The organism is Nocardioides coralli, assembly GCF_019880385.1.
In the GTDB taxonomy this organism is placed as follows: domain Bacteria; phylum Actinomycetota; class Actinomycetes; order Propionibacteriales; family Nocardioidaceae; genus Nocardioides; species Nocardioides coralli.
In genome coordinates, this window is the sequence record NZ_CP082273.1 from 3,158,335 (window position 1) to 3,169,277 (window position 10,943).

Annotated in this window: 11 protein-coding genes; 2 read left to right on the plus strand and 9 right to left on the minus strand. The window is 72.0% G+C overall.

Translation table 11 applies throughout. The features are described from left to right. Window positions 1-9: 9 nt before the first annotated feature. Window positions 10-2,256: a phosphoribosylformylglycinamidine synthase subunit PurL gene (gene purL / locus K6T13_RS15585; protein ID WP_222895444.1), complete on the minus strand. Its 2,247-nt coding sequence runs from the start codon at window positions 2,254-2,256 to the stop codon at window positions 10-12. 172 nt (window positions 2,257-2,428) lie between these two features. On the opposite strand from purL, the gene K6T13_RS15590 reads away from it, so the two are divergent. Next, a complete protein-coding gene (locus tag K6T13_RS15590; RefSeq protein ID WP_222895445.1) occupies window positions 2,429-3,778 on the plus strand; it encodes a glycoside hydrolase domain-containing protein in 1,350 nt (449 codons plus the stop codon). A gap of 37 nt (window positions 3,779-3,815) precedes the next feature. Here K6T13_RS15590 and purQ read toward each other — a convergent pair whose 3' ends face one another. The 8 genes from purQ to K6T13_RS15630 form a co-directional block, all read right to left on the minus strand. Beyond that, window positions 3,816-4,493: a phosphoribosylformylglycinamidine synthase subunit PurQ gene (purQ, locus tag K6T13_RS15595; protein WP_222895446.1), complete on the minus strand. Its 678-nt coding sequence runs from the start codon at window positions 4,491-4,493 to the stop codon at window positions 3,816-3,818. Next, complete coding sequence (purS, locus tag K6T13_RS15600) at window positions 4,490-4,738, minus strand: phosphoribosylformylglycinamidine synthase subunit PurS (RefSeq protein ID WP_222895447.1); 249 nt, start codon at window positions 4,736-4,738, stop codon at window positions 4,490-4,492. Before purS ends, purQ begins: the two co-directional genes overlap by 4 nt. A gap of 85 nt (window positions 4,739-4,823) precedes the next feature. After that, entirely contained in the window at window positions 4,824-5,810 is a 987-nt protein-coding gene (locus tag K6T13_RS15605; protein ID WP_222895448.1) for an SDR family oxidoreductase, read from the minus strand. 92 nt (window positions 5,811-5,902) lie between these two features. Beyond that, window positions 5,903-6,094 (minus strand): hypothetical protein, encoded by a 192-nt coding sequence (locus K6T13_RS15610; RefSeq protein WP_222895449.1) that lies wholly within the window; start codon window positions 6,092-6,094, stop codon window positions 5,903-5,905. After that, on the minus strand, window positions 6,094-7,656 hold the full coding sequence (locus tag K6T13_RS15615; RefSeq protein ID WP_222895450.1) for a long-chain-fatty-acid--CoA ligase: 1,563 nt from the start codon (window positions 7,654-7,656) through the stop codon (window positions 6,094-6,096). Before K6T13_RS15615 ends, K6T13_RS15610 begins: the two co-directional genes overlap by 1 nt. Before the next feature lie 77 nt (window positions 7,657-7,733). Further along, window positions 7,734-8,159, minus strand: a complete 426-nt coding sequence (locus tag K6T13_RS15620) for an SRPBCC family protein (protein WP_222895451.1) — start codon at window positions 8,157-8,159, stop codon at window positions 7,734-7,736. Between the two features lie 17 nt (window positions 8,160-8,176). Then, window positions 8,177-9,025, minus strand: a complete 849-nt coding sequence (locus tag K6T13_RS15625; protein WP_222895452.1) for a phosphoribosylaminoimidazolesuccinocarboxamide synthase — start codon at window positions 9,023-9,025, stop codon at window positions 8,177-8,179. 9 nt (window positions 9,026-9,034) lie between these two features. Then, window positions 9,035-9,472 carry an SRPBCC family protein gene (locus K6T13_RS15630; RefSeq protein ID WP_222895453.1) on the minus strand — a complete coding sequence of 146 codons (438 nt, stop codon included), beginning with the start codon at window positions 9,470-9,472 and terminating at the stop codon, window positions 9,035-9,037. Between the two features lie 29 nt (window positions 9,473-9,501). Here K6T13_RS15630 and K6T13_RS15635 point away from each other — a divergent pair, with 29 nt between their 5' ends. Further along, window positions 9,502-10,929, plus strand: a complete 1,428-nt coding sequence (locus K6T13_RS15635) for an MFS transporter (RefSeq protein ID WP_222895454.1) — start codon at window positions 9,502-9,504, stop codon at window positions 10,927-10,929. The last annotated feature ends 14 nt before the right edge of the window (window positions 10,930-10,943 follow it).

The window sequence follows — 10,943 nt, forward strand, 5'->3', positions numbered from 1 at the left end:
CGATGCCGCTCACGCCAGCGCGTCGGGAAGCGTGGAGCTCCAGGCCTGCCGCAGCTCGTCGAGGGGTACGTCGAAGTGCCCCTCGACGACCAGGGCGTCGCCGCCGGTGGTGCCGATCGGCGTCACGGGGACGCCGTGGGTGCCGGCCAGCGCCACGAGGCGGTCGGCCAGCTCGTCGGTCACCGTGACCAGGGCCCGTGCCGTCGACTCCGCGAACAACCCGATGAACGGGTCACCCGGCAGCGACACCGTGGCGCCGACGTCCGCGCGGAGCACCGACTCGGTGAGCGCCTGGGCCAGACCGCCGTCGGAGAGGTCGTGGGTCGAGGTGAGCAGCCCGGCGCCGCCGGCCTCCACCAGCAGCGCGGCCAGGGAGCGCTCGGCCGCCAGGTCGACCTGCGGCGGCCGGCCGCCGAGGTGGCCGTGCACGACGTGGGCCCACTCCGACCCGGACAGCTCCTCGCGGGTCTCGCCGAGGAGCAGCACCCGCTCGCCGGCGCCCGTGAAGCCCGTGGGCGTGCGCCGCCGGACGTCCTCGATCACGCCGAGGACCGCCACCACCGGCGTGGGCAGGATCGCCGTCTCGCCGGTCTGGTTGTAGAGGCTCACGTTGCCTCCGGTGACCGGGACCCCGAGCTCGGCGCAGCCGTCCTTGAGGCCGCGGCAGGCCTCCGCGAACTGCCACATCACCCCGGGGTCCTCGGGCGAGCCGAAGTTGAGGCAGTCGGAGACCGCGAGCGGCCGGGCACCCCCGGTCGCCACGTTGCGATAGCTCTCCGCGAGCGCGAGCTGCGCGCCGGCGTACGGGTCGAGGCGGGCGAAGCGGCCGTTGCAGTCGGTCGACACCGCAACCCCCAGACCGGTCTCGTCGTCGACCCGGACCATGCCGCTGTCGGAGGGCTGGGCGAGGACGGTGTTGCCGCGCACGTATCGGTCGTACTGGTCGGTGATCCACGACTTGTCACAGAGGTTGGGGCTGGCAGCCAGCTGCAGCAGCGTCGCCCGCAGCTCCTCTCCGGTGGTCGGTCGCGGCAGGGCCTCGGCCACGTCGGCCTGGAGCGCGTCCTGCGCGTCGGGCCGGGCGAAGGGCCGGTGGTACGTCGGGCCGTCGTGGGCCACCGAGCGGGGCGGGACGTCGACCACCTGCTCGCCGTGCCAGTCGATGTGGAGCCGCCCGGTGTCGGTGACCTCGCCGATGTCGGTGGCCTCGACGTCCCACTTGCGGCAGATCGCGAGGAACTCCTCGACGTCGTCGGGTGCGACCACGGCCATCATCCGCTCCTGCGACTCGCTCATGAGGATCTCCTCGGGGGCGAGGGTCGAGTCGCGGAGCGGCACCAGGTCGAGGTCGACGTGCATGCCCCCGTCACCCGCGCTGGCGAGCTCGGAGGTGGCGCAGGACAGGCCGGCGCCGCCGAGGTCCTGGATGCCGGTGACCAGGCCGGCGGCGAAGAGCTCGAGGGTGCACTCGATGAGCAGCTTCTCCATGAACGGGTCGCCCACCTGGACGCTCGGGCGCTTGGCCGGCCCACCGTCCTCGAAGGTCTCGCTGGCCAGCACAGAGACGCCGCCGATGCCGTCGCCCCCGGTCCGGGCGCCGTAGAGGATGACCCGGTTGCCGACCCCGGAGGCCTTGGCGAGGTGGAGGTCCTCGTGGCGCAGCACGCCGACGCAGAGCGCGTTGACGAGAGGGTTGCCGAGGTAGGTCTCGTCGAAGACGGCCTCACCGCCGATGTTGGGCAGACCCAGGCAGTTGCCGTAGCCCCCGACGCCCGCCACGATCCCGGGCAGCACCCGGTGGGTGTCGTCGGCCTCCAGCGGCCCGAACCGGAGCGGGTCCATGACCGCCACGGGCCGCGCCCCCATCGCGAGGATGTCGCGGACGATCCCGCCCACGCCCGTCGCCGCGCCCTGGTAGGGCTCGACGTAGGAGGGGTGGTTGTGGCTCTCGACCTTGAAGGTGACCGCCCAGCCCTGCCCGATGTCGATGACGCCGGCGTTCTCGCCGATGCCTGCGAGCATCTTGCCCACCGGGGTCTCCTGCGCGAGCTCGCCGAACTGCTTGAGGTGGACCTTGCTGGACTTGTAGGAGCAGTGCTCGCTCCACATCACCGAGTACATCGCCAGCTCGCTGCTGGTTGGGCGACGGCCGAGGATCTCGCGGATCCGCTCGTACTCGTCGGCCTTGAGACCGAGCTCGGCCCACGGCTGCTCGCGGTCGGCGTCCTGCGCGGCTGCTTTCACGGTGTCGAGCACGGGCGCCAATCTACCGACGGCCCGGCTGGCGTCCGGGCCGTGGTCGGCGGCCGGTCGCAGGGTCCGGGAGGCCGGAGTAAGAACAGAGGTGTAGTTCGGGCGAAGTGCTGTGACTGCTGTGACTCGTGGGTTTAACGTTGCATGTCTTTCCCTGAGCTCCTGGAGCAACCGCATGCGATCCACCGCCCTCCGGCGTCCCCTCCGCCGTCCGCTGCACAGCGGCCTCGCCGCCCTCCTGGTCGCGGGCGCTCTCCTCACCTCCCCCACCCCGGCGCACGCCGGCAACGTGGTCACCCCCGGCCACATCCGTGGCTACGGCTTCGACCAGTGCGTGGCGCCGACACAGAAGGCGATGAACACCTGGCTGAAGCACAGTCCGTTCCTCGCCGTCGGCATCTACATCTCCGGAGCGAGCCGCGGCTGCCGCGACCAGCCGAACCTGACACCCACCTGGGTCAGCACCCAGCTCCGGAAGGGCTGGCGGCTGCTGCCGATCACGCTCGGCCCGCAGGCGTCCTGCAGCCCCCACTTCCCCCGCTACGGCAACGACCCGACGATCAACCCCAAGCCGGGCAAGAGCGGCAACTACCCCGCGGCGCGCAAGCAGGGGCGCCGTGAGGCGGGCTCGGCGGTGACGGCCGCCAAGAAGCTCGGGATCGTGCCCGGCAGCACGCTGTGGTACGACCTCGAGGGCTTCGACGCCAGCAAGCGCCACTGCCGCGAGTCAGCGCTCGCGTTCCTCTCCGGCTGGACCTGGCGGATCCGCGACCTCGGCTACGTCTCCGGCGTCTACTCCAGCGCCAGCTCCGGCATCAAGATGCTGGACGACGCCCGCGTCGACCGGCCCGGGAAGTTCAACCTCCCCGACCGGATCTGGATCGCCCGCTGGGACGGGCAGGCCAACACCCACACCGACTACATCCGCAAGGACGGCTGGCGCCCCGGCGGCCGGATGAAGCAGTACCGCGGTGGCCACAACGAGACGTGGGGCGGCGTCACCATCAACATCGACAGCAACTGGCTCGACCTCGGCAAGGGGTCGTGGACCCCACCGGTGAAGCACTGCGGCGGCGTCGACGTCGACCACCGCGACTACCTCGTGCTCGACGAGGGCACCACCCAGCGTGAGCAGGTCCGGACGCTGCAGTGCCTGCTCGACGAGCAGGGGGTCTACGACGGTCGGCTCACGGGCCGCTACAACCGCAAGACCGTCGCTGCCGTCGGCGAGTGGCAGGCCGACCACGGCTTCGCCGTCTCCTCCCGGTGGACCCGGCGGCACTGGATGAGCCTGCTCGCCGCCGGCGGCAGCCCCGTGCTCAAGTTCGGCTCCGCCAGCGACGACGTGCGCCGGTTGCAGCGGGCGCTCCACGCGGCCGACCGGGGGCTGCGGCTTCCGATCAACGGCCGCTACACCCGGCGTACGGCGCAGGCCGTGACCGCGTGGCAGAAGTCGGTCGGCCACCGCGCCAACGGCATCCTCATCGCGAAGAACTGGCGGGCGCTGCGCCGCGGCAAGCTCTGACCGACCTCACGCGTCGAGGAAGCCGAGCACCTGGCCGTCAGGAAGCCGGGTCGAAGGCGGCGGCTGCGAGCGAGCTGAAGAACCCGAGCCCGTCGGTCCCGCAGCCGGTCAGCTCCTCGACGGCGTGCTCGGGGTGCGGCATCAGACCGACCACGGTGCCGCGCTCGTCGGAGATGCCGGCGATGTCGCGCATCGAGCCGTTGGGGTTGTCGTCGAGGTAGCGGGCCACGACCCGACCCTCGCCCTCCAGCCGGTCGAGGGTCGCCTCGTCGGCGACGTAGCCGCCCTCGCCGTTCTTGAGGACGATCGTGACCTCGGCGCCATCGTCGTAGGCGGCGGTCCAGGGAGTGCGGGCGTTCTCGATGCGCAACCGCTGGTCGCGGCAGACGAACTTGCGGTGGTCGTTGCGGATCAGCGCGCCGGGCAGCAGGTGGGACTCGCAGAGGATCTGGAAGCCGTTGCAGATCCCGAGCACGGGGAGTCCGCGGCGGGCGGCCTCGACGACCTCGGTCATCACGGGCGCGAAGCGGCTGATCGCCCCGCAACGCAGGTAGTCACCGTAGGAGAAGCCGCCGGGCAGCACCACGGCGTCGACGCCCCGCAGGTCGTGGTCGCCGTGCCAGAGCGGCACCGCCTCGTTGCCGCCCAGGCGGACGGCGCGCTGGGCGTCGACGTCGTCGAGCGACCCCGGAAAGGTGACGACCCCGACCCTCATGCGGGATCCACGTGGACGGTGAAGTTCTCGATCACCGGGTTGGACAGCAGCGTCTCGGCCATCTGGTGGACCTCGGCGAGCATCTCGTCGGTGGCCTCGCCGTCGACCTCGAGCTCGAACCGCTTGCCCTGGCGGACCTCGGTCACCCCCGTGAACCCGAGCCGGGGCAGCGCCCCGAGCACCGCCTTGCCCTGGGGGTCGAGGATCTCGGGCTTGGGCATCACGTCGACGACGACACGGGCCACGGCTGGACTCTCCTCGGTAGGCGGCGAACCGCTCAGGAGTCTATGGGGTGCCCGTCACCACCACGGTCGAGGGCCGAGGTCGGTGTCAGACGACCTCGGGCAGCTCGGGCGACATGGCGAGCTTGGTGAGGAGGTAGTCGCGGACGGTCGTCATCGACGACGGGTCGAGGCCCGGGCCGCCCGGTGCGTAGGCGGCCTCCGTCGAGGCGAGGTAACGGTTGAGCCCCATCGTGTGCGCCGGCACGACACCCGCCGGCCGCATCAGCGCCGCCAGACCCGCGTAGACCGGAGCCGGGGTCGAGAGGATCCGCACCCGGCGGCCCAGCAGCTCGGCGTAGGTGTCGGCGACGTCGCGCCAGGTCAGCACCTCGGGCCCGCCGACCTCGAGCGGGGCGTCGGGAGCAGTGTCGGCCGTGGCGGCGTGGGCCAGCGAGAGGGCGACGTCGGCCTCGTCGATGAAGGCGTTGCGCATCGACGGCGACCCCGGCACCAGCATCACGCCGCGGTCCTCGACGAGCGTGCCGGTCGCCCGGCGGAAGGTCTGCAGGAACGGCGAGGGCCGGCCGATGGTGTTGTGCATCGCCCCACGCAGGGGGATCGAGGAACCGACCAGGGCCAGCCACGCACCCATGAAGGGCGGGAACCGCAGGATCGCGGTCTCGAGACCGCTCTCGAACAGCCGCTGCTCGAGCCGGCGACGGGAGCGGATGAAGGGCACGCGGTCGTCGACGCCACCGACCGGCACCGACGCGAGCACCACGCGGCGTACGCCGGCGAGCTGGATGTCGTCGATCAGGCGGCTCGTCCCCGCGACGACCTCGCGCGGGTCGTCGCCCCGGCGCGGCACGACCGGGTTGGCGGTGAGGACGACGGCGTCGACACCGACCAGGGCCGGCATCCAGCCCTCGGAGCCGGTGAGGTCGGCCTCGACGAGCTCCACCCCCTGCTCGGCCTGGCCGTCGCCGCGGGCGAGCTCCCGCACCGAGCCCCGGACCTCGACGCCACGGTCCAGGAGGGCCGCACAGGTGCGGCTCCCCACGTCACCGTTGGCTCCCACGACGAGCACGCGCATGACCGACCCACTTCCCCCGTCGGGCCGGGCGAGATCCCGGCCGCCGGACCACGGTGCTCCCTGCGAGGGAGCGCGTCAAGGGTCCGGTCGGGTCAGCCGTGACGGCGCTGCACCACGACGATGACCAGTGCCACGCCCAGACCCGCGACGACGGGACCCACGATGGCCCACGTCGCCGACCCGGTCATGAAGCTGCCCTCGACGTAGCCGAGCCCCTGAAAGGTCCACAGCCCGCCGACGAGGATCAGCAGCACGCCCGTCACGAGGGCGAGCGACCGACCCATCAGGACAGCTCGCGCTTGAGGATCTTGCCGGTCGCGGTCATCGGGAGCTCGTCGACGAACTCCACGATGCGCGGGTACTTGTAGCCCGCCATCTGTTCCCTGGCCCACGCCACGAGGTCGTCCTCGGTGACGTCGTCGTGGTCCTTCTCCCGGATGACGACCGCCTTGATCTCTTCCCCATGGCTCTCGTGGGGGACGCCGATGACCGCCGCCAGCGACACGGCCGGGTGGGTCATCAGCACCTCCTCGACCTCGCGCGGGTACACGTTGTAGCCGCCGCGGATGATCATGTCCTTCGAGCGGTCGACGATGTAGTAGAAGCCGTCGGCGTCCCGTCGGGCGAGGTCGCCGGAGCGGAACCAGCCGTCGCGGATCGCCTCGGCCGTTGCGTCCGGCCGCCCGTGGTAGCCCTTCATGATGTTGGGGCCCTTGATGGCGATCTCCCCGACGGCGTCGGGGTCGTCGTCGACCTCGGACCAGTCGGCGGGGTCGATCAGCCGCATCTCCACGTCGGGGATCGGGGTGCCGATCGAGCCGACCCGGACCTCCTGCCCGCGGGGGGCGAAGCTGGCCACCGGCGAGGTCTCCGAGAGCCCGTAGCCCTCCAGGATCGTCACGCCGAAGCGGCGCTGGAACTCCTTGTGGACCTCCACGGGGAGGGCCGAGCCGCCGGCGGCGGCGATCCGCAGGTCGGCGGCCAGCTGGTCCACGTCGACGCCGGAATCGTCGAGCGCGCCGAGCAGTCCCCAGTACATCGTCGGCACGCCGGCGAAGAAGGTGACCCGCTCCTTGGCCATCGTCCGGAGGGCAGCGAGCGCGTCGAAGCGGGGCAGCAGCACGACCGTGCCGCCGTAGGCGAACCCGCCGTTCATGATGACGGTCTGGCCGAAGGAGTGGAACAGCGGCAGCACGCACAGGTAGGTGTCCGGCTCGGTCGCGTCGGCACCGAAGAGCGCCTCGCCGGTGAGGGCGTTGGAGTGCATGTTGCGGTGCATCAGCTCCGCACCCTTGGGCTGGCCGGTCGTGCCCGAGGTGTAGAGGATGACGGCCGTGTCGTCGGCGTCGGTGGCGACGGTGTCGAAGGTCGGCGGCTGGTCCTTCATCCCGGCGCCGAGGGTCTCCGCACCCTCGATCGGGGAGGCGGCGGTGGGGTCGGCGGTGATCACGAAGAAGTGCTCGCATCCCTCCGTGGCCTCGAATCCCTCGTGGCCCGCCTCGCCGATCGGCAGCTCGGCGGTGCCCTCGAAGCAGAAGTAGGCCTTCGCGCCCGAGTCCTGCAGGTGGTAGGCCACCTCCCGACCCCGGAGCAGCACGTTGAGGGGGACGACCGTCGCGCCGGCCTTGAGGATCCCGTAGTAGACGATCGGGAAGTAGGGCAGGTTCGGGCAGCTCAGGGCGACCTTGTCCCCCGGCCCGATCCCGCGGGACGTGAGCAGGTTGGCCACCTGGTTGGCTGCTCCGTCGACCTCCGTGTAGGTCATCCGGGTGTCGCCCAGCACGACCGCCGCGCGGTCGCCGTGCTGCGCGGCGGAGGTCTCGAGGAGGGATGCGAGGTTCAGCATGACCTCAACCTAGGTGAGCCCGACGGTGGACGACAGGGGTCGCCCCGGACCTCCCACGTCGCAGGACGGCGTGGGTGTCAGCGGGGCCGGCGGGTCAGGACGGCGCCGGCTCGGAGAAGGTCGTGACGTGTCGCCCGAGGCGCGAGGCGAGCCGCGACCCGAGCAGGAGCCGCCCAGATCCCGGTGCCCTGGACCTCACCGGTGACGTCGATGCGGCAGCCCTTGCCGTGGGCGGTGAACCGCATCTCCAGCCGCGCCCGGATGCCGCGCCAGGTGCCGACCTCCTCGAAGACGCGGAACGGCTCGAGGACGGTGATCTCCATCTGCGGCCGGACGCCGGCGAGGGTGTTGTCGCGCCACGTCGTGCCCACCCGCGGCTCACCACGGTCGTGCAGCTTCACCGACAGCAGGGACGACTGCCACTCGGGCCGGTTCCGCGGGTCGACCAGGTAGCGGAACATCGTCTCGGGCGGGTGGGCGACGTCGACGGTCGCCGCGAACACCGATCCCTCGTGGGCGCTCAGAACCGCTCCCCGGTCAGCAGCTCGAAGGCCTCGACATAGCGGCTGCGGGTGCGCTCGACCACGTCCGCGGGCAACGGCGGCGGGGCCTCCCCGGACGCACGGTCCCACCTGGACTCCTCCGACAGCAGCCAGTTGCGGACGATCTGCTTGTCGTAGGACGGCTGGGCCCGGCCCGGTGCCCATGACTCGGCCGGCCAGAAGCGCGAGGAGTCGGGGGTGAGGACCTCGTCGGCGAGCACCGTCGTGCCGTCGTCCCGGCGCCCGAACTCCAGCTTGGTGTCGGCCAGCACGATGCCGCGCTCGCGTGCCACCTGCTCGGCCCGCTCGTAGACCGCCAGCGTCAGTGCCCGCAGCTCCGCGGCCGCGTCGGCACCCACCGTGCGCTCGACCGCGTCGTAGGACACGTTCTCGTCGTGCTCGCCCAGCTCGGCCTTGGTCGCGGGGGTGAAGACCGGCTCCGGCAGCCGGCTCCCGTCCACCAGGCCCGGGGGCAGCGCGATGCCGCACACCTCTCCGGTCGACTGGTAGTCGAGCAGCCCCGACCCGGTGAGGTAGCCGCGGGCCACGCACTCGACCGGAAACATCTGCAGGCGCTCGCAGATCAGGCCACGACCGCGGAACTGCTCCGGGACGTCGGTCGAGACGACGTGGTTGGGCACGAGCTCGGCCAGCTGCTCGAACCACCACAGCGACATCCGGGTGAGGATCTCGCCCTTGTCGGGGATCTCGGTCTCGAGCACGTGGTCGAAGGCACTGATCCGGTCACTGGCCACCATCAGCAACCGATCGTCGGGCCACGCGTAGAGGTCGCGGACCTTGCCGGAGTGCACGTGCTGGAGGCTCACGCGGAGACCCTAGCCCTCCAGCAAGGCCTTCAGCCGCGCCAGGTCGCGGGTCGTCGCCCGCCGCATCGCCTTCTCCAGGAGCGGCGCCGCCAGCCCCTGGAAGCCCGAGGGGTTGCCGCGGTTGCGCAGCGTCATCCGGGTCGCGTCGTCGCCGGCGGGCTCCCACGTGTAGGTGGTCTCCATGGGAAACGGTCCGTCGGCCGTGCGCATCACCAGCCGCTCCCCGTCGACCAGGTCGACGACCTCGTAGGTGTAGGCCAGCCGGCGACCCAGGAACTGGGCGACGAAGTCCATCCGCGACCCCACCGCCACCGGCGGCTCGGTCTGCCAGCTCACGTCACGGATGTTGGCGTACCACTCCGGCGCGTGGGAGGGGTCGCCCGCGTAGGCCGCCACGTCGACGCGGGGCCGACCGATGACGGTCTCGACCTGCACGTCCACGCTCACGCTCCCACCCTAGTGACAGGCTGGGGCGCATGGCGCAGCGCGAGGTGGTGGGGGCCACCGAGACCCACCAGCCCGATCCGCTGCGATGGCGGATCCTCGGGGTGACGCTGCTCGTCGGGTTCATGTCGCTGCTCGACGTCACCGTCGTCAACGTGGCGGTGCCCTCGATGCGCGCCGGGCTCGAGACGTCGGCGGCGACCATCCAGTGGGTGGTCTCGGGCTATGCCCTGACCTTCGGGCTGACGCTGGTCGCGGGCGGGAGGCTCGGCGACGCCCTCGGCCGGCGCCGGATGATGGTCATCGGGCTGGTGGGCTTCATCGCGGCGAGCGCGGTGGCGGGCTTCGCCCCCACCGCCGGAACCGTCGTCGTGGCGCGCCTGGTGCAGGGCGCCTTCGCCGGGCTGCTGACGCCGCAGAGCTCCGGCCTGATCCAACAGCTCTTCCAGCGGGAGGAGCGCGGACGGGCTTTCGGCTTCTTCGGGTTCACGGTCTCGGTCGCCGCGGCCACCGGGCCGCTCATCGGCGGCGCGATCATCGGGCTCGTCGGCACCGAAAACGGCTGGCGGTGGCTCTTCCTCCTCAACGTGCCGCTCGGTCTGGTCGCCCTGGCTCTGGTGTGGCGGCTGGTCCCCCAGCGACCGCCGGGTGCGGACGAGCGCGACCCCAGGATCGACCTGACCGGGGCGCTGCTGCTGGGAGCTCTCGTGCTGTCGGTGCTCTACCCGCTCGTGAACCTCGAGGGCGGCGCCGGCGGCAGTCTCGTCCTCGTGGCGGCCGCCCCCCTGCTGGCGTGGCTGTTCGTGCGCTGGGAGCGACGCACGGTCCGGCACCGGCGTCCCCCGCTCCTGGACGTGTCGCTGCTGTCCGGGCTGCCCGGCTACGCCAACGGACTGCTGGTCGGCACCCTTTACTTCACCGGGTTCACCGGCATCTTCCTCATGCTGTCGGTGCACCTGCAGGACGGAGTCGGCCTGAGCCCGCTGCAGACGGCACTGCTGCTCACCCCGTTCGCCGTCGGCGCGGCGGGGACCTCGCTCGTCGCCGGCCGGCTGGTGGGGCGGATCGGTCGCGCGGTCACGCTCGTGGCCCTCAGCGTGATGATGACGGGCACCGCGCTGGCGCTGCTCGCGGTCGGCAGCGACCCGGGTGACCTGTGGTGGACGCTCGCCCCCGCGATGCTCCTGGCGGGCATGGGCGGTGGCGGCGTCATCTCGCCCAACTTCACCCTCACGCTGCAGCAGGTCCCGGCCGACATGGGCGGGGCCGCGGGAGGGGCGCTGCAGACCGGGCAGCGGATCGGGTCGGCGCTCGGCGCGGCCCTGCTGATGACCGTCTACCACGCGGCCGTCGCCACCACGTCCGCCACGACGGCGGCGCGACTCGCCCTGGCCGCGGCGCTCGTGGTGCTGTCGGTCGCGCTGGCGGCCTCCATCCGGTCCTGGCGCGCGGGCGACTGAGCCGTGGCGCGGGG